The organism is Sphingomonas sp. BL-S-30 (assembly GCF_055521475.1).
The window spans coordinates 4,125,168-4,143,050 of record NZ_CM145481.1 but is presented as its reverse complement, the minus strand read 5'-3'; the positions used below and the strand labels follow the sequence as shown (position 1 = coordinate 4,143,050).

Below are 17,883 nucleotides of genomic sequence, written 5' to 3'. Positions count from 1 at the left end.
AATTTTCCGCGGAAAATCCAACATAACAGCGAAGAAAAAACGGTGACGGGGTGACAGCGGAAAACCCGAGTCGCTGTTGGAGAATCTTGCCCGGCTATTCCTTGATCGGAGACCCGACCGACCGGAGATGCCCCAACGGATCGGTCTGACAGTGGCGCCCGCCGCGACCGCGCGCTCGGCACGAACCGAGCCCGGGTAGGACGAACCGCGCGCTCGTCAGTCGAGAAAATAGACCGAAACCGCCGCCAGCCCGCCGACGATCATCGCGACGATGATCGACAATATGCCGCCGACGACGGAGCCGGAGCGGCGGCGGGCAAAGGCGCTGCGTTGTCCCGGCTTGCCCAGCTTGAGTTCGATGAGGCCGGCCGCGCCGCCGCCGATCACGGTGCAGACCAGGGTCACCAGCGCGCCGAGCGGGGTCTGGAGCGCGATCGCGACCGGCAGGATCATCCCCATCGGCGCCGCCATGGCGAAGGCGGCCATCAGCTTGACCCGGTCGATCGCTGCCTTGGTCACCGGGGCGACCGCAATCAGGTCGGGCGCATCCTCGGCCGAGACGGTCAGCCAGGCGAAGCTGCCGACCAGCTGGCCGGCGAGCAACACGCTGGCAAAGGCCAGGCCCGGCGCCAGCGGTACGGCATTGCCCCTTCCGAACGCGATGAACACGACCGGCGCCAGATAGATCAGCCGAAGCAGGATCTGGAAGGCGAGCGCGGGATCGCGCGCGAGCAGCCGCCATTCCTTGGCGAAGACCGACCGGAACAGGCTGGCATGGAACAGCCGACCGGTCGCGCGTCCGGTCGGCTTCGCCCGCGACAGGCGCGTGGCGCCGTCCTGATAGCCGCTGAGGAACATCCGCTGGAGCGTCACCCCGGCCAGCGCGAACAGCAGCAAGCCGATGCCGAGCAGCACGAGGATCGCGACCGGATCGCCGAATGCGGCATGGCCGGGCAGGCCGGACAGGCCGCTATTGCCTACCCCGTCCTCGGTGAAGCGATCGAACAGGATCGACACGCTCGACTGGCGCTTGTCGCCATGGCTGGCGAGCTGGGAGATGATGAAGAAGGCGCCGCCGAGCAGCGCCGCGGCGATCTGGCCGACGGTGCGCGCCGCGCGCGGCCCCGCCAGCTTCGCCAGGGCGAGCGTGATGCCCAGCCCGATCGCCGCCGCCGCCAGCGCCAGCGCGGCGAGCAGGGCAACGAACCCGAACAAGGGGGGATGCCCGAGCACCGCAATCGGCACCACCAGCGTCAGCAACAGCACCGCATAGGTCAGCGCGATGGTGCCGGTAATGCCGAGCAGCTTGGCGAGCAGCACCGTCCGCCCCTCGATCGGGGCGGAGAAGAGCAGGTCGAGATCGCCATTCTCATAGAGGGTGCGCTGGCTGCCGATGATCGCCTGAGTCGTCATGAAAGTGAAGGCGATGATGCTGCCCGCCAGCACGCCGGTCATGATTTCGGGCAATGGGGGGATTGGCTGGTCACGCAACACCCAGCCGAGGAAACAGCCGAACGCCAGCCACGCCAGCATCAGCACATAGCCGATCCAGCGCGTCGCGCCCTTCTTCGGCCGCATCCGCCAGGCCAGCCGAATCTCGTGCAGCGCAAGCCAGGCGAAGCTGCCCGGCGCCGGGCGCAATCCGGGCATCAGGCGCCGCTCGTCAGGCGAATGAACGTATCCTCCAGCGTCTGGCCTTCAGTGCCGGCGCTGGTTCGCAACTCCTCCAGCGTCCCCTCGGCGAGCAGCCTGCCGCCGGCGATGATGCCGATCCGGTCGGCCATGCGCTCGGCCACCTCCAGGATGTGCGTGGTGACGATCACCGTCTTGCCCGCATCGACCTGCGCGCGCAGCGCATCCTTCACCGCGCGGGCCATGGCGGCGTCGAGCCCGGTCAGCGGCTCGTCGAGGATCAGCAACTTGGGATCGTGGATCAGCGCGCCGGCCAGCGCGACTTTCTGCTTCATGCCGCGCGAAAAGCCCTCGCACCGCGTGTCGCGCTCGTCCCATAGGTCGAGCCAGTGAAGCAGCCGCTCGGCTTCCTCCGCCGCGACGTGCGGGTCCATCCGCCACAGCCCGGCGACAAAGGCGAGATATTCGCTCGGCGTCAGCTTGTCGTACAGCATCGGCTCGTCGGGCAGCCAGGCCGTGATCGCCTTGGCCTCGTTCGGATGCTGCCGCGCGCTGATGCCATAGATATGGATGGTGCCGGCATCCGGCCGGGTCAGGCCGGTCACCATGCGCAACGTGGTGGTCTTGCCGGCCCCATTCGGGCCGAGCAGGGCGTAAAGCTGGCCCGCGCCGATCTCCAGGTCGAGACCGGTGATCACCGGCTTGTCGAAACTCTTGGAAAGGCCGCGAATCCTGAGGGCGGGTTCGGTCATGCGCGGCAGCGTATAATAAAGTACGGCTTCGTCCAGATGGCGCGCCGATCAATCTTCCGGGCCAAGCTGAAAGATATCCTCGACCGCCCTGCCCAGCGCGCGCGCGAGCTTCAGCGCCAGGGTGGTGGAGGGGATGAACACCCCGTTCTCGACCGTGTTGATCGTCTTGCGGCTGACCCCGACCCGGTCGGCCAGCTCGGCCTGGGTCAGGGCGAGCCGGGCACGCTCGTCCTTCAGGCTGTTGAGCAGCCGATCAGCCATCCTTCAGGGCCCGCCGCTCGAGCGTGCCGAAGCGCAGCAGGGCAAGTGCGATCGAGAGGGTGATGATCAGCCGCGCGCCTTCGCGCGCCGAGATCGGCTCGTAGAAGCTGATGGCATAGACCAGGGCGGCGGTGCCGATCGCCCCCCAGAAGCCGAGCGCCATCGCTCGTTTGCGGTGGTCGAGCGTCGTCTCGTCGTTCAGCAGCGCGCGCATCCGCGGGCCACGCAACAGGCCGCCGGCAAAGGCAAGGAAAAACAGCAGCGCTGCGGCCCATACGATCCAGGCGGTGAGATGGATGGTCTGCGGGCGGTTGAGCGGTGCGTCCGGAAAACTGCCGGCCTGCGCCGCGACGAAGACGACCGCCATCACGGTCGCGGCGCGGGCGCGGCCCCAGGCGATGCGGTCGGCAAGATTGGTCTGATCGGTCATGTCGAATCCCCGTTTGTAACTCTGAGGTTACATGTAACCCATGGGTTACTTCGTTGTCAAGCGGTGGCATATGCGCGGCGAACGGGGTTCCTTCCGGTGAATCGCTCGGTTAGGACGATGGGACATGGTGGCGCCGCAACAGGATCAACCGGTCGAAGGCCGCTTCGACGGGATCGAGCATCGATTCCCGGTCCGCGTCTATTTCGAGGACACCGATCTGTCGGGCGTGGTCTATCACGCCAATTATCTGCGCTACATGGAACGCGCCCGGTCGGACATGCTTCGGCTTGCCGGGATCGACCAGCGCGCGACGCAGGAAGCGGGCGAGGGCGCCTATGCCGTCAGCAGCCTCGCGATCCGCTATCGCCGACCCGCGAAGCTCGACGATGCGCTGATCGTGGTGACCAGCGTGATTCAGGTGCGCGCCGCATCGGTCGATATTCATCAGAGAGTCATGAACGGTGCTGAGATACTGGCTGAAGCGGACGTGACCGCGGCGCTGGTCGCGCCATCGGGCAAGCCGAAACGGCAACCAAAGACATGGGTCGAGGCTTTTCGGCGCCTCGTTGACCAAGGGGACCAGCAAGCGTGAGCACTTTGTTCTTCAATACCGACGCGACGACCATGTCGCCGATCGCGCTCTTCCTCCAGGCCGATCTGGTGGTGAAGGTCGTGATGCTGGGCCTGTTGCTCGCCAGCATCTGGACCTGGGCGATCATCCTCACCTTCTGGCGCCGGATCGGGAGCACGCGCCGCAAGATCGAGAAGTTCGAGCGCGATTTCTGGAAGGCCGAGGATATCGATGCCTTTCACCGCATCCAGGGCGACAGCGACTTGCCGATCGCCCGGGTCTTTGCGGCTGGCGTCAAGGAATGGCGCCGCTCCACCGCGAGCGGCACGATCGATCGCGGGGGCACGCGCGATCGCCTCGCCACCGCGATGGGATCGATGGTCGCGAGCGAGATCGACACGCTGTCGGACCGGCTGAACATCCTCGCCACGGTCGGCGCGGTCGCGCCGTTCGTCGGGCTGTTCGGCACCGTCTGGGGCATCATGCGCAGCTTCACCGGCATTGCGTCGGCGCAGAATACGTCGCTAGCCGTGGTCGCGCCGGGCATCGCGGAGGCCCTGTTCGCCACCGCGATCGGCCTGTTCGCCGCCATCCCGGCGGTGATCGCCTACAACCGCTTCAGCCACGGCATCAACCGGGTCGAGGCGCGGCTCAACCGTTTCGCCGACGGGTTCCACGCGACGCTCAGCCGCCAGCTCGAGACGGACGGGCGGGGGGCCTAGATGTCGATGCAGCTCCCCTCCCAGCGCGGGCGCGGCCGGCGGGCGCCGATGGCGGAGATCAACGTCACGCCGCTCGTCGACGTGATGCTGGTGCTGCTGATCATCTTCATGGTCACGGCGCCGCTGCTCACCGCGGGCGTGCCGGTGAACCTGCCCGACAGCCGCGCCAAGCCGCTCGACCAGGATCAGAAGCCCGTGCAGATCTCGATGGAGGCCGACGGCAAGATCCATGTCGATCAGGACGAGGTCAGCCAGGACCAGCTGCCCGATAGATTGCAGCAGCTCGCGTCGAAGGCGGAGGGCGGCAAGCCGCCGCAGATCTTCCTGCGCGCCGACAAGAACCTCGATTATGGCCGCGTGATGCGTGTGATGGGCGAACTCAATCGCGCGGGCCTCAACCGCGTAGCGCTGGTGACGATTGGCGACGACGGCAACTGATCTGCGCCTCGGCGGCGGGACCGGCGCGATGCGGCGCTCGGACGCGATTGCGCTTGGCGTCGCGCTGATCGGCCATGTCGTCCTGTTCGGCCTGCTGTCGGCCGGTTTCCTCACGCCGCCCAAACCGGCGACGCCGATACAGGCGCCGATCGACGTCTCGCTGGTCGATGAGGTTGGCCTCGTCGCCAAGGCACCCCAAGCGGTGACGCCGCCGGCCGAATCGCGCGCGCCCGATCAGGGGCCGCCGGAAGACGCGGCACCCGCCGCGCCGAGGGAGGAGCCGCAGCCCGATCCCGCGCCCCCCAAACCTCAGCCCAGGGCCGCGCCGCCGCCCAAGCCAGCCCCCAATGCGGTGCCCGAGCCGAAGAAGCCGGTCGCGCCGACCCCGGACAAGTCGAAAAAACCGCCGACGCGCGAGGCGGCGCCAACCACTCGCGCCACCGCTTCCACGGCGCGGGCGACGGGCACTGACGCGGCGTCGGCCAGGGAGCGGCCGCGCGGCTCCCGGCTCGGGAATGATTTCCTGAAGGGCCTGTCCGACAAGCCCTCGACCAGCAAGTCGGTCGTGCCGCAGGCCGCGGTGATGAGCCAGCAGGCGGCGGCCGATATCGGCTCGGCGATCCGCCGCCAGGTCCAGCCCTGTGCCGATCGCCAGGTCAAGCCCGGGCCCGGCGCGGAGCGGATCATCGTGACGATCCGGCTGCGGATGGATCGCGACGGGTCACTGATCGGCAACCCGCAGGTGATCGGCCATAGCGGCATCGATGCCGAGAATGGCCGATACCAGGACCGGGTCGACGACAATGCGATCGCCACCTTCAAGGGCTGTTCGCCGCTGCGCGGGTTGCCGGCCGAGCTTTATGATGTTCCCAATGGCTGGAGTGTCTTCAGCCTGCGCTACAAACTTCCGGGATGAGAACCATGATGACATCTTCCCCTATCGGTCTGCTGGCCGCCATGTTCGCCCTGTTGTCGCCGCTCGTGGCGCGGGCGCAGGATGCCCCCGTGGCGCCGCCGCCGGTGTCGGCGGCCCAGACGCCACCCGCGCAGGATGGCGGCCTTGTGGTCGATGTGGTCGGCGGCACCTCGGCCCCGCTGGGGATCGCGATCCCGCCCCTGCCGACCGCCGCGGTGGTCAACACGCAGGCGGGCCCGACGGACAAGCTCGGGCGCGACCTCGCCCAGATCATCACCAACGACCTGAAGAATAGCGGGCTGTTCAAGCCGGTCCCGCCGTCCGCGCTGCGGGACGTCGGCGTTCCTGAAGTCACGGCCCCTTCATTCGATTTCTGGGGCGGGGCCGGCGCGCAGACTCTGGTCCAGGGCTATGTCCGCGCCAATGGCGACGGCACGCTGACGGTCGGCTGCTATCTCTACGACGTGTTCGCGCGCAGCGAGCTGACCCGGCAGGGCTTCGTGGTGCCGCCCAGCGACTGGCGCCGCGCCGGGCACAAATGCGCCGACATGGTCTATCAGAGGCTTACCGGCGAAGGCGCCTATTTCGACAGCCGTATCCTCTATGTCTCCGAAACCGGCCCCAAGGCGAAGCGCTTCAAGCGGCTCGCAATCATGGATCAGGACGGCGCGAATCATCGTTTCCTGACCAACGGCCAGTCGACCGTGCTGACTCCGCGCTTCTCGCCGGACCAAAGGTCGATCGTCTATATGAGCTATCTCAACGACCGCCCGGCCATCTATGTCTACGATATCGCCTCGGCCAGTCAGCGCCTGCTGGTCAACAATCCCAGCCTCACCTTTGCGCCGCGCTATTCGCCCGACGGGCGCTGGATCGTCTTCTCCATGGCGGTGGCCGGGAATACCGACATCTACCGCGTCCAGGCGTCGGGCGGCTCGCCGCAGCGCCTGACCAATGCGCCCGGCATCGATACCGGCGGCAGCTATTCGCCCGACGGCAGCAAGATCGCCTTCGAGAGCGATCGGTCGGGTAGCCAGCAAATCTATGTGATGAACGCCGACGGATCGAACCAGCAACGCATCAGCTTCGGCGGCGGGCGCTATGCGACGCCGGCCTGGAGCCCGCGTGGCGACCTGATCGCCTTCACCCGAATCTCCGGCGATTTCCGCATCGGCGTGATGAACCCGGGCGGCGGCGGCGAGCGCCTGCTGACCGACGACTGGCAGGATGAGGGGCCCAGCTGGTCGCCCAATGGCCGCGTGCTCACCTTCTTCCGCTCGCATCGTGGCGGGGCCGGCAATGCCGATCTCTGGTCGGTCGATCTGACCGGGGTCAACGAACGGAAAATTCCGACGCCGCTCGACGGATCCGATCCCGCCTGGGGACCGTTACGCCCCTGAAGCAATTTTGCGTCGCACGATTGCTGCACCGGCGTTGACTCCCATTCACCCTGGGGCAATGCCGGTGGGACGAGACGCAAGCGAAACGACTTTTTGATCGAAGGAGAAGCCACATGGCCAGACTGACGACCACGTTCATCGTTGCCGCTGCGCTCGTCGCGACCGCGGCATGCAGCCCCAAGCCGAAACAGATTCCGCCCGCCCCCGGCGTGGATACCGGCGTCGGCACCAATCCGGTCAACCAGGACAATGTCGTCCCCGGCTCGCGCGCCGACTTCGAGCGCTCGGTCACGAGCAACACGATCAACTTCGCGCTCGACAAATATGACATCGATTCGCGCGCCCGCGAGATTCTGGACAGCCAGGCCGCGTGGCTCGCCAAATGGCCCAATGTGCCGGTCAGCCTCGAAGGCCATTGCGACGAGCGCGGCACGCGCGAATATAATCTCGCGCTCGGTGATCGCCGCGCCAATGCCGCGAAGAACTATCTCGCGGCACGCGGCATCAACCCGGCGCGCATCTCGACGATCAGCTATGGCAAGGAGCGCCCGATCGCGCTCGGCTCGGACGAGCAGAGCTGGGCGCAGAACCGGCGCGCGGTGACCATCGTCCTCAACTAGCCCGCTCGCGGGCCATCCCATTCTTCACTGGCGCCGTCGGATCACCCGATCCGGCGGCGCTTCCGATTCCGCTTGCGGGTTCCCGAATACCGATATAAATGTGATATCACATTAACGGGAGGGTCCCATGTCGGATTCAGTTGCCAGGAACACGGCGCTCACCTTGTCGAGCGAGCGCACCGCCGCGACGTCGAGCGGCTATCTCATGTTGCTGCTGATGCTGCTGGCCATCGCAGCCGGCGTGTACGCCGCCACGCTCATGCAGGATGATCCGGCGCTGGGCGGGGGGATCATCACGATGGCGGTGCTTGCCTTCGTGTTCATCCTGTGCGGCTTCTACATGCAGCAGCCCAACCAGGCGACGGCGATCACCCTGTTCGGATCGTACAAGGGCACCGATCGCAACACGGGACTGCGCTGGCTGCTGCCGTGGCTCGGCCGCAAGAAAGTGTCGCTCCGCGCGAACAACATGATTTCGGAACGGCTGAAGGTGAACGATCTGCGCGGCAACCCGATCGAGATCGCGGCCCAGGTTGTCTGGCGCGTGACGGACACGGCCCAGGCGCTGTTCGACATCGACGACTATAAGGCCTTCGTGATCGTTCAGATCGAGGCCGCCGTGCGCACCATCGGCGCACGCTATCCCTATGACGATTTCGAGCATCAGGAAGTCACGCTGCGCGGCAATCACGAGCAGGTCGGCGCCGAGCTGCGCACCGAGCTGATCGCCCGGCTTGCCGTTGCCGGCATCACCGTCGACGAATGCGGCTTCACCCATCTTGCCTATGCCCAGGAGATCGCCGGCGCGATGCTCCGCCGGCAACAGGCCCAGGCAGTGGTCGCCGCGCGCAAGACGCTGGTCGAGGGCGCCGTCGGCATGGTCGAGATGGCGCTGGAGATGTTGTCGGAGAAGAACGTCGTCGAACTGGACGACGAGCGCCGCGCGGCGATGGTCTCCAACCTGATGGTCGTGCTGTGCGGCGAACGCGATACCCAGCCGGTCGTCAATACCGGCTCGCTCTACCAGTAAGCCGGTCGCGTGAGCGTTCCTCCCAAGAAGGCGTTTCCGCTGCGCCTCGACGCCGCGCTCTATGCGGCGGTCGAGCGCATGGCGGCGGCCGACCTGCGGAGCGTCAACGCCCAGTTCGAATGCCTGCTGCGCGAAGCGCTGTCGAAGCGTGGTGTGAAGCTCGAAGCGCCGGTCCGCGCTAAACGCGGGCGGCCGGCGAAAACCCAGGATGAAGGAGATACGGAATGATCGGCATGCTCACGACACGCGCGCGGCGGCCCTGGCTGGTTGCGATCTCGCTCGCGCTGATCGGGCTTGGCCTGCTCGTGCGGTTCGGCTGAAGGAGGCGATGATGGTGTTCGAGGCTCTCAAGCGCTTCTATCAGGTGCGCGACGGCTATTGGTTCGTGCCCAAGCTGTTCGGCCTGGGCGCGACGCCGGTGACCTGGCAGGGCTGGTTGTTGACGCTCGGCTTCTGCGCCACGCTGCTGCTCGATGTCCGGTTTCTTCCCGGGCTCGTGCCGAAGCTGGTCGTCGGCATCGCGCTGGTCGCCGCCTTCACGACGATCGCCGCGCGCAAGACCGATGGCGGCTGGCGCTGGCGCTGGGGATCGCGCGACTAGAGTCGATACCGCTCATATCGGTGCGCTGCCCTTTGATCCTCTTACCCCGTTCGTTTCGAGCGAAGTCGAGAAACCGGACTTGGCGCTCCATCAATGTTTCTCGACGTCGCTCGAAACGAACGGAAAGGGAGGGGCTGATCAGCGCGAATCGACGCTAGGAAAAGGCCTGGTCGAGCAGCTTGGCGAGGCGCAGGCCGCCGCGTTCCACCTCGAGCCGGGCGACCGGCACCAGCGACTCGATCGTCGCATCGTCAAGGGTGGAGCGCTCCGGCGTCGGCGCGCAGGGATCGCCCTTCATCGCGCTGGTGTAGACGCTGTCGTGCGCAACCTGCCAGCTCTCACGGCTCCAGTCGGTCACAGAGCCCGCCGCCATCGCCCGACGCTCGGCAGCGGAATAGCGGCGGACCAGCGACGGCGGCGCGGAGATCGCGCGCTCGGCGAGATAGCCGTCCCAGATCGAGTGCAGGTTGAGCCGCGGCGTCGACAGGATGCCATAGGCGGCCTTGGCATCGTTGCCGCCCTTGTCGGTCTTGTCGCCGGCATGAAGCGGCTGGTGCAGATCGCCGACGAAATGGATCAGGAAGACAAGCGCCTGGACCCGGTCCTTCCTTGGCGTCGCCTTGTCGCGCAGCAGCTTCACGTCGCGTTCGATCTGCGCCGACACGCAATTGCCGTCCTTGCACGGCTCGACCAGGCTGAACGGCTGGCAGATGTTCACGTTCTGATAGTGCCAGCTATAGGCGAAATCGAACGGGCGCTTGCCGTCCGAATCCTTGATCGTCTTGATGCAATCGGCCCAGATGCTGGCATCCTCGATCGTGCGCGCCGGGCAGGTCGGCGTGCCGAGCAGCTTCGACTGGCGCAGCAGCCGGTCGACCGCGATCCGGGTCGATGGCTTCACGTTCGCCCGCGCGATCTGGGCGATGGTCTGATGACCATATTCCCAATAGGCGGCGGCAGGGGATGCGGTGGCGGCGAGCGCGACGGCGGCGAGAGCGGGGAGGAGGCGACTCATGGCCGCCGCTCTACCCGGTCGCACATACTTGCGAAAGCGGCGCGCGGCCTATTCGTCGCCGTAGATCGCAACGGTCCATACGCCGTCCGATCCGGCCCTGGCGCGGAACATGCCGGCGGTGTTGAAGCTCCACACGGCCTCGCCGCCGGGCCCGGCGACGATCACGCCGCCCTTACCGCCCAGGGCCTTCACATCGTCCATCACCGCATCGGCCGCGGCCTGGAGCGGCACGCCCGCCAGCCGCGCCCGGGCGCAGATCTCGTGCGCGACGCCCGCGCGGATGAAATATTCGCCCGACCCGGTCGCGGAGACGGCGCCCGCCCGGTCGTCGGCATAGGTGCCGGCACCGATCAGCGGCGAATCGCCGATCCGGCCCCAGCGCTTGCCGGTCACCCCGCCGGTCGAGGTCGCGGCGGCGACATGGCCGGCCGTATCGCGCGCCACCGCGCCGACCGTCCCATATTTCATGTCGACGTCGAACGCGTCGGCACCGCGCGCCTGCAGTTCCTCCAGCTGACGGCGGCGCTCGGGCAGGACGAGCCAGTCCTGGCCCGCCTGTTCGAGCCCATGGTCGCGCGAAAACAGGTCGGCGCCTTCGCCGCCGAGCAGCACGTGCCGGCTCTGCTCCATCACCGCCCGGGCCAGGCTCACCGGATGGCGCGTGCCGGTCACCCCGGCGACCGCGCCGGCGTCCCGCCCGGTACCTTCCATGATCGCCGCGTCGAGCTCGGCCACGCCTTCGTAAGTCAGCGCAGCACCGCGACCGGCGTTGAAATGGGGATCGTCCTCGAGCACGCGTACCGCCGCCTCGACCGCGTCGAGCGCCGAGCCGCCGTCCGACAACACCGCCGATCCGGCGTCCAGTGCCCGTCCGAGCGCCTTGCGCGCGCCTTCATCCTGTTCCGGCGTGATGCGATCGCGCGTCATCATGCCCGCGCCGCCATGGATCACCAGAGTCCAGGTCACGACAGGCTTTCGACCGGCGTGAGCGAGACGGGACGCGCCGCATGCCGCGGTGGGATGAAGCCGCGCAACCCGATCAGCGGCCGCAGCCAGCCGACCTCGCGCCCGACCAGATAAAAGGCCCAGCATCCCGCGACCGTCGTCGTGACGAGGATCACGAACTCCGCGAGTGGCGGCAGGCCATAAGGCAGCAGCACCCATTCGACCGCGACGATCACCGTCTGGTGGATGATGTAGAAGGGGAACACGGCTTCGGTCAGCGTACGGCGCCAGGGGTGGTCGCGGTTCCAGTAACGCTCCGCGATGCCGACCAGCGCGATGATCGCGCACCAGCCCTGGATCGCGCGCGCCGTCGCGAAGATATAGCCATAGGGCTGCGGCATGGCGCTACCCGGCCAGCGCAGTTCGATCGCGGCGACGATCGCATAGCTGAGCACCGCGAGGATTCCGGCCGCCTTCCACCAGCGCCCGATCGCCGCCATCGCTGGACCCGACCGGGCGAGCGCAAAGCCGAACAGGAAGCCGGGCAGATAATGGGCATGCGCGATCGCATCGTTGAGCACGTCGTGCGTCTCGCGGCCGCCGGGCAGCAGATACATGTCGGCGAAGAGCAGCCAGGCGATTGGCAGGATCACGATCGTGGCCGTGCCGAAGATCCCGTCGAACAGCCCTTGCAGGCTGCGCCCGCGCATCAGCCACACCGCCACGGCGAGCGCGACCGTGTAGAACCAGAGATAACCGACGAACCACATATGCTGCCAGGTCGGCAGGATCAGGTTATGGAAGGTACCGAAGCGAAAATAATCGTGCAGCCAGAACCAGCCGAAGCCGCCGTCATAACCATGCTGGGTGGTCAGCTCGACCCAGGGCTGGATCGGGATGATGATGGTCATGCCGAATAGCAGCGGAATCAGCAGCCGTTTGTTGCGCGATCCGATGAACGAACCCGGACTCTCGCTCTTGGCGAGCAGCGCGCGGCTGGCATAACCCGACACGACGAACAGCAGCATCAGCCGCCAGCTGTTGGTCGCGTGCATCGGGATCGCCACCCAGTCGATCGGATGGGCGGTCTTCACATGGAAGTCCCACGGCACGAAGACCATGCCGACATGATAGAAGATGAGCAGGCCAAAGGCGCCGATACGGAGCCAGTCCAGGCCGTAATGCCGTTCCATGCGGGGCCATGTAGCGTTTCCTGAGCCAATGGCTAGTCAGACGGCGTGTCCGGAACGGCAGGCGGTGGCCCGGGCGGGGCGGTCGCCCCGGCCGGGATTCAACGGCCGCTAGGCGGTCTGGAGGTCGGCGGCGGCCGTTTCCGCTTTGGCGCGGACCTTCCGTCGCAGGCCGATCAGCGGCCGTAGCCAGCCGATTTCGCGGCCGATCAGGTAGAAGGCCCAGCATCCCGCCACCGTCGCCGGCACCAGGATGACGAACTCGGCGACGGGCCCGATGCCGAGCGGCTTCAGCCAATATTCGACGACGATGATCACCGTCTGGTGGATGAGGTAGAAGGGGAAGACCGCCTCGGTCAGCATCGGCCGCCATGTGCTGTCGCGATTCCAGAAGCGCTCCGCCACGCCGATCAGTGCCGCGATGCTGGCCCAGCATTGCACTTCGCGCGCGACATGGAAGGCTTGGGTAATCGGGCGCGATGGCATGGCGAAACCGGGATAGGCGATCTCGACCGAGGCGACGACGGCATAGCCCGCCACCGCCAGCACCGCCGCCGGCACCCAGAAGCGCGCCAGCGCCGCCCGCGCCGGGTGCGATCCGGCCAGGCCGAAGCCGAACAGGAAGGCGGGGAAATATTGCAGATGGGCTACCCCGTCAGTGAACAGGTCGTGGGTATCCTCGACCCCCGGGAATAGCGCCATGCGCAGCACGAGCAGCCAGACGGTCGGCACCCACAGCACGCCGGCTCCGCCGAACACACGGTCGAACAGCGCCTGCGCGCCGGACAGCTTCGGGCTCAACAGCAAGGCGAGCACGAGCGTATACACCCAGAGATAGACGACGAACCACAGATGGTTCCAGGTCGGCAGAATGATCCCGTCGAGCTTGCCGAAACGGAAATAGTCGTGGGTGAGGAACCACAGGAAACCATGCGTATAGCCATGCTGGGTGACCAGCTCGACCCAGCTTTGCGGCGGTACGACCAGGGCAATGCCGAAGACTAGCGGCAGCAATAGCCGCGCATTGCGGTTGCGCAGGAAGCCGCGAATGCCGGCGGATTTGGCGAACAGCGCCCGGCTGGCGAAGCCCGACACGACGAACAAAAGGCTCAGCCGCCAGGCATTGGTCAGCAACATCGGGACCGCGACCCAGTCTGCCGGGTCAGCGGTCTTCACATGAAAGCCCCAGGTCACGAAGACCATGCCCACATGATAGAAGATCAACAGGCCGAACGCGCCGATGCGCAGCCAGTCCATTCCGTAATGTCGTTCCATCGCGTCTCTCCATGGTCGATCAGCAACGGCTAGCGAGCGCCTGTTCGGCCCGGTATCGGGAAGGGGCGGAAGGCGGTACCACTGGGACGATGGCGACGATGACGGGGACGAGCGGCGGCGGGGGCGGGATGAGTGGTGCGCAGCGCCGGCTCGCGCTCCTGCTGGTCGCCGGCTTCGTGCTCACCCTCGCTACGGTCATGGTGGCGGACGTCGAATCGACTTTGAGCGACTTCGCCCTTGCCGGCATCCACGAGACCCGGACTCATGTCTGGCTGTGGGAAGCGACCAGCATCCTCGCCTGGCTGACGACGGCGCCCGTCATCTGGTGGCTGGTCAGCCGCGTCGGCCCGCCCCGCTTCTCCTGGCCGGTGGCGGTCATGCTGATCCTCGCCGCCAGCATACCGCTGTCGCTCTGGCATATCGGCCTGATGGTCGAGCTCCGGAAGCTTTATTATGCCGCCGAGGGCAGCGAGTACCGGTTCTTCAGCAAGGTCTCGGACCGCCTGCTCTATGAATATCGCAAGGACCTAGCCTCTTATCTCCAGTTCGTCGGGTTCGCCGCGGTCAGCCGGTGGCTGGTGATGCGCGCCGCCACGCCCCAGCATGCCCCGGCGCCGCCGCGCATCCTGAAGGTGGCCGACGGCGCGGTGACGCATCAGGTGCCGGCCGAGGAGATCGATCACGTCAACGCAGCGGGCAATTATGTCGAGCTGGCGTGGGCCGGGCGCACCCTGTTGCACCGCGCGACCCTGGCGGCGGTCGCGGGCGAACTCGGGCCGGGCTTCGTCCAGATTCATCGCAGCCGCCTCGTCCGTCGCGCCGCGATACGCCGGGTCGAGACTGACCGGAGCGGCGACTTCATCGTGACGCTCGCCGACGACACGAACCTGCGCGGCAGCCGCCGCTATCGGGATTCGGTGCAGGATTGAGGCTCGCGCTTTCGCAGGCGCGAAGGCGACGCTATATGGCTCGGTGAAACGAGGTAATCCCATGTCCATTCGTCCGTGGCGCGACATCATGCGCCGTCAGAGCCGCCAGATCATGGTCGGCAATGTGCCCGTCGGCGGCGATGCGCCGGTCACCGTGCAGACGATGACCAACACGCTCACCTCCGACGCCCGGGCGACGATCGACCAGATCCGCCGCTGCGAGGATGCCGGCGTGGACATCATCCGCGTGTCCTGCCCCGATGTGGAAAGCACCGCCGCGCTCAGGCAGATCGTCCGCGCCAGCCGCGTGCCGATCGTCGCCGACATCCATTTCCACTACAAGCGCGCGCTCGAAGCGGCTGACGCGGGCGCTGCCTGCCTGCGTATCAACCCGGGCAATATCGGCTCGTCGGATCGCGTCCGCGAAGTGGTCAACGCCGCCAAGGCCAATGGCTGCGCGATCCGGATCGGCGTGAATGCGGGATCCCTCGAAAAGGACCTGCTCGAAAAATATGGCGAGCCCTGCCCCGAGGCGCTGGTCGAATCCGCGCTCGACCATATCAAGATCCTGCAGGACCATGACTTCCACGAATATAAGGTCGCGGTGAAGGCATCGGACCTGTTCCTCGCGGTCGCGGCCTATCAGCAATTGGCCGAAGTGGTCGATTGCCCGCTGCATCTCGGCATTACCGAGGCGGGCGGCTTCGTCGGCGGCACGGTCAAGTCGGCGATCGGCATCGGTTCGCTGCTCTGGTACGGCATCGGCGACACGATCCGCGTCTCGCTCTCGGCCGAGCCCGAGGAAGAAGTCCGCGTCGGCTTCGAGATCCTCAAGAGCCTCGGCATCCGCAACCGCGGCGTGCGTGTCGTCTCCTGCCCGAGCTGCGCGCGTCAGGGCTTCGACGTGATCCGAACGGTGCAGGCGCTGGAAGAACGGCTCCAGCATATCCGCACGCCGATGTCGCTCTCCGTGCTTGGCTGCGTCGTCAACGGCCCGGGCGAGGCGCGCGAGACCGATATCGGCCTCACCGGCGGCGGCAATGGCAAGCACATGGTCTATCTGTCCGGCGTCACCGATCACACCGTCCAGAGCGAGGACATGATCGAGCATATCGTCAAGCTGGTCGAGGCGAAGGCCGCCGAGATCGATGCCGCCGACGAGGCACGCGCCGCCGCGTGAGGCGGCGTTCAGCGGGGGACGCATCATGGACAAGCTGAGTGCGCGCGGCCGCGTGGCGCAGGCGCTGGTCGGAGTCGCGGCCCTGGTGGTGCTTGCCCTGCTCACCGGGAGCACCCCGCGCGACAGGCGGGCGACGTGAGCGTGCCATCCAGATATTCGACATCGACCACCGCCTTCGCGGTCGCGACCCTCGGCATCGCCACCTATGCGATGATGGACACCTTCATGAAGGGTCTCAGCATCGCCAGCGGCGCCTATAGCGCCGTCTTGTGGCGCTCGCTCGCCGGCGCTGCGCTGACCGGGACGATCTTCCTTCTCCGCGGCAATGCCTGGCCGGAGCGCGCCGCATTGAAGCTGCATGCCACGCGCGGCCTGGCCGCGGGCGTGTCGGTGCTGCTGTTCTTCTGGGGGCTGGTCCGCGTGCCGATGGCGCAGGGCGTCGCGCTGACCTTCCTCGCGCCGCTGATCGCCTTGTACCTCGCGGCGGCGATGCTCGGCGAGCGGGTCCGGCGCGCCGCGATCCTGGGATCGGCCATCGCCAGCATCGGCGTGTTCGTCATCGCCCTGGGTCAGGCCAGGGCGGGTGCCAGCAACGACACCTTGATGGGGTCGGGCGCGATTATCCTGGCTTCCTTTCTCTATGGCTACAGCCTCGTCCTGCTGCGCAGGCAGGCGCAACTCGCCGATCCGATCGAGGTGACGCTGTTCACCGGCGGCGTCATCGGCATGCTGCTGCTCATCGGCGCGCCGTGGTTCGCCGTGATGCCGACGATCGCGCAACTGCCCGCGATCGGCGCGGCGGCCCTGCTCGGCACGTTCTCGGCCGCCGCGCTGGCCTGGGCCTATGGCCGGGCGGAGGCGCAGATCCTCGCGCCGGTCGAATATACCGCCTTCCTCTGGGCCGCGATCCTTGGCTGGCTGGTTTTCGGCGAGCATGTCTCGCTCTATACCGTGGCGGGGGCCGGGCTGATCATCGCCGGGTGCCTCGCTGCCATTCGCGGCACCGCCGCTCCCGCCCCACAGACAGAGGCTGCCGCATGACCGAACTCCGTTTCGCCACTCCCGACGATGTCGCCACCATCATGCGTTTCGTCCGCGAACTGGCCGAGTTCGAGCGCGAGGCCGACAAGGTCGTCGCGACCGAGGAGCTGCTGCACGACGCGATGTTCGGCGACCGTCCCGTCGCCGAGGCCGTGATCGCGGAGCGCGATGGGACGCCGCTCGGCATGGCGCTGTTCTTCCACAATTTCTCGACCTGGACTGGGTGGCGTGGCCTGTATCTGGAGGATCTGTACGTGACGCCGGAAGCACGCGGGCAGGGCGTCGGCGCGGCCCTGCTGCGGCATCTCGCGGCCATCGCGGTCGATCGCGGCTGCTCGCGCTTCGAATGGGCGGTGCTCGACTGGAACGAGAAGGCGATCGAGTTCTACAAGGCGATGGGGGCGGTGCCGATGGATGACTGGACGGTAAACCGCGTGTCGGGCGACGCGCTGACCAAACTCGCGGGGCGCGGCTGAGATGGCCTGGCTGCTGCTGGTCGTCGGCGGGCTGTTCGAGATCGGCTTCACCACTTGCCTGCGCCATGTCGATGGTTTCCGGAACCTGCCCTGGACGCTCGGCTTCCTCGCCTCGGTCGCGCTGTCGATGGGATTGCTCGAAGCGGCGGCGCGCTCGATTCCGATGGGCACGGCGTATATCATCTGGGGCGGCATCGGCGCGCTCGGCACGGTGGTCGTCGGCATCGCCTGGTACGGCGAATCGGCCGGGCTGGTGCGGCTGCTGCTGATGCTCGGCGTGGTGGCGTGTATCGCCGGGCTGAAGCTGACGGCGCAGGGTTAGCCCTGATTTCACACTCACACCTGTTCGTTTCCAGCGAAGTCGAGAAACATTGATGGAGCGCCTGGTCCGGTTTCTCGACTTCGCTCGAAACGAACGGAGAGATTTGAATGCAACTTTGAGGACTCGCTGAGGGAGGA

22 protein-coding genes are annotated in these 17,883 nt (G+C 66.9%); 14 read left to right on the top strand and 8 right to left on the bottom strand.

Annotated features, from left to right (window positions below; all coding sequences use genetic code 11):
- Nucleotides 1–216: 216 nt before the first annotated feature.
- The 4 genes from ACZ1I5_RS19285 to ACZ1I5_RS19270 are packed head-to-tail and all read right to left on the bottom strand — an operon-like array spanning nucleotide 217 to nucleotide 3,075.
- Nucleotides 217–1,650, bottom strand: coding sequence for a hypothetical protein (locus ACZ1I5_RS19285; RefSeq protein WP_465170855.1), 1,434 nt, complete (start codon nucleotides 1,648–1,650; stop codon nucleotides 217–219).
- Nucleotides 1,650–2,384 carry an ABC transporter ATP-binding protein gene (locus ACZ1I5_RS19280; protein WP_465170854.1) on the bottom strand — a complete coding sequence of 245 codons (735 nt, stop codon included), beginning with the start codon at nucleotides 2,382–2,384 and terminating at the stop codon, nucleotides 1,650–1,652. Before ACZ1I5_RS19280 ends, ACZ1I5_RS19285 begins: the two co-directional genes overlap by 1 nt.
- Before the next feature lie 48 nt (nucleotides 2,385–2,432).
- On the bottom strand, nucleotides 2,433–2,645 hold the full coding sequence (locus tag ACZ1I5_RS19275; protein WP_465170853.1) for a helix-turn-helix transcriptional regulator: 213 nt from the start codon (nucleotides 2,643–2,645) through the stop codon (nucleotides 2,433–2,435).
- Nucleotides 2,638–3,075, bottom strand: coding sequence for a hypothetical protein (locus ACZ1I5_RS19270; protein WP_465170852.1), 438 nt, complete (start codon nucleotides 3,073–3,075; stop codon nucleotides 2,638–2,640). The genes ACZ1I5_RS19275 and ACZ1I5_RS19270 overlap by 8 nt, the downstream gene beginning before the upstream one ends.
- Nucleotides 3,076–3,199: 124 nt before the next feature.
- On the opposite strand from ACZ1I5_RS19270, the gene ybgC reads away from it, so the two are divergent.
- From ybgC to ACZ1I5_RS19225, 9 genes are all read left to right on the top strand, one after another.
- The gene (gene ybgC, locus ACZ1I5_RS19265; protein ID WP_465170851.1) at nucleotides 3,200–3,667 is read left to right on the top strand and encodes a tol-pal system-associated acyl-CoA thioesterase; all 468 of its coding nucleotides are present in this window, start codon (nucleotides 3,200–3,202) and stop codon (nucleotides 3,665–3,667) included.
- 32 nt (nucleotides 3,668–3,699) lie between these two features.
- The gene (gene tolQ, locus ACZ1I5_RS19260) at nucleotides 3,700–4,368 is read left to right on the top strand and encodes a protein TolQ (RefSeq protein ID WP_465174000.1); all 669 of its coding nucleotides are present in this window, start codon (nucleotides 3,700–3,702) and stop codon (nucleotides 4,366–4,368) included.
- On the top strand, nucleotides 4,369–4,806 hold the full coding sequence (gene tolR, locus ACZ1I5_RS19255; RefSeq protein ID WP_465170850.1) for a protein TolR: 438 nt from the start codon (nucleotides 4,369–4,371) through the stop codon (nucleotides 4,804–4,806).
- Nucleotides 4,787–5,722, top strand: a complete 936-nt coding sequence (locus tag ACZ1I5_RS19250) for a cell envelope biogenesis protein TolA (RefSeq protein ID WP_465170849.1) — start codon at nucleotides 4,787–4,789, stop codon at nucleotides 5,720–5,722. Before tolR ends, ACZ1I5_RS19250 begins: the two co-directional genes overlap by 20 nt.
- A gap of 8 nt (nucleotides 5,723–5,730) precedes the next feature.
- A complete protein-coding gene (tolB, locus tag ACZ1I5_RS19245; RefSeq protein ID WP_465170848.1) occupies nucleotides 5,731–7,122 on the top strand; it encodes a Tol-Pal system beta propeller repeat protein TolB in 1,392 nt (463 codons plus the stop codon).
- A gap of 113 nt (nucleotides 7,123–7,235) precedes the next feature.
- Complete coding sequence (gene pal, locus ACZ1I5_RS19240) at nucleotides 7,236–7,742, top strand: peptidoglycan-associated lipoprotein Pal (protein WP_465170847.1); 507 nt, start codon at nucleotides 7,236–7,238, stop codon at nucleotides 7,740–7,742.
- 127 nt (nucleotides 7,743–7,869) lie between these two features.
- The gene (locus tag ACZ1I5_RS19235) at nucleotides 7,870–8,772 is read left to right on the top strand and encodes an SPFH domain-containing protein (protein ID WP_465170846.1); all 903 of its coding nucleotides are present in this window, start codon (nucleotides 7,870–7,872) and stop codon (nucleotides 8,770–8,772) included.
- Nucleotides 8,773–8,781: 9 nt separating this feature from the next.
- A complete protein-coding gene (locus ACZ1I5_RS19230; RefSeq protein ID WP_465170845.1) occupies nucleotides 8,782–9,000 on the top strand; it encodes a type II toxin-antitoxin system antitoxin in 219 nt (72 codons plus the stop codon).
- Nucleotides 9,001–9,103: 103 nt separating this feature from the next.
- Nucleotides 9,104–9,373: a hypothetical protein gene (locus ACZ1I5_RS19225; RefSeq protein ID WP_465170844.1), complete on the top strand. Its 270-nt coding sequence runs from the start codon at nucleotides 9,104–9,106 to the stop codon at nucleotides 9,371–9,373.
- 154 nt (nucleotides 9,374–9,527) lie between these two features.
- Here the strand turns inward: ACZ1I5_RS19225 and ACZ1I5_RS19220 are convergent, their stop codons facing one another.
- The 4 genes from ACZ1I5_RS19220 to ACZ1I5_RS19205 form a co-directional block, all read right to left on the bottom strand.
- Complete coding sequence (locus ACZ1I5_RS19220; protein ID WP_465170843.1) at nucleotides 9,528–10,388, bottom strand: S1/P1 nuclease; 861 nt, start codon at nucleotides 10,386–10,388, stop codon at nucleotides 9,528–9,530.
- 48 nt (nucleotides 10,389–10,436) lie between these two features.
- Nucleotides 10,437–11,354 carry an isoaspartyl peptidase/L-asparaginase family protein gene (locus ACZ1I5_RS19215; protein WP_465170842.1) on the bottom strand — a complete coding sequence of 306 codons (918 nt, stop codon included), beginning with the start codon at nucleotides 11,352–11,354 and terminating at the stop codon, nucleotides 10,437–10,439.
- On the bottom strand, nucleotides 11,351–12,526 hold the full coding sequence (locus ACZ1I5_RS19210; protein ID WP_465170841.1) for an acyltransferase family protein: 1,176 nt from the start codon (nucleotides 12,524–12,526) through the stop codon (nucleotides 11,351–11,353). The genes ACZ1I5_RS19215 and ACZ1I5_RS19210 overlap by 4 nt, the downstream gene beginning before the upstream one ends.
- Nucleotides 12,527–12,634: 108 nt before the next feature.
- On the bottom strand, nucleotides 12,635–13,798 hold the full coding sequence (locus tag ACZ1I5_RS19205; RefSeq protein WP_465170840.1) for an acyltransferase family protein: 1,164 nt from the start codon (nucleotides 13,796–13,798) through the stop codon (nucleotides 12,635–12,637).
- Nucleotides 13,799–13,887: 89 nt separating this feature from the next.
- On the opposite strand from ACZ1I5_RS19205, the gene ACZ1I5_RS19200 reads away from it, so the two are divergent.
- From ACZ1I5_RS19200 to ACZ1I5_RS19180, 5 genes are all read left to right on the top strand, one after another.
- Entirely contained in the window at nucleotides 13,888–14,727 is an 840-nt protein-coding gene (locus ACZ1I5_RS19200; RefSeq protein ID WP_465170839.1) for a LytTR family DNA-binding domain-containing protein, read from the top strand.
- Nucleotides 14,728–14,788: 61 nt separating this feature from the next.
- On the top strand, nucleotides 14,789–15,907 hold the full coding sequence (ispG, locus tag ACZ1I5_RS19195; RefSeq protein WP_465170838.1) for a flavodoxin-dependent (E)-4-hydroxy-3-methylbut-2-enyl-diphosphate synthase: 1,119 nt from the start codon (nucleotides 14,789–14,791) through the stop codon (nucleotides 15,905–15,907).
- Nucleotides 15,908–16,042: 135 nt separating this feature from the next.
- A complete protein-coding gene (locus tag ACZ1I5_RS19190; protein WP_465170837.1) occupies nucleotides 16,043–16,948 on the top strand; it encodes a DMT family transporter in 906 nt (301 codons plus the stop codon).
- Nucleotides 16,945–17,424, top strand: coding sequence for an N-acetyltransferase family protein (locus ACZ1I5_RS19185; protein ID WP_465170836.1), 480 nt, complete (start codon nucleotides 16,945–16,947; stop codon nucleotides 17,422–17,424). Before ACZ1I5_RS19190 ends, ACZ1I5_RS19185 begins: the two co-directional genes overlap by 4 nt.
- Before the next feature lies 1 nt (nucleotide 17,425).
- Nucleotides 17,426–17,746, top strand: a complete 321-nt coding sequence (locus tag ACZ1I5_RS19180; RefSeq protein WP_465170835.1) for a DMT family transporter — start codon at nucleotides 17,426–17,428, stop codon at nucleotides 17,744–17,746.
- Nucleotides 17,747–17,883: the final 137 nt, after the last annotated feature.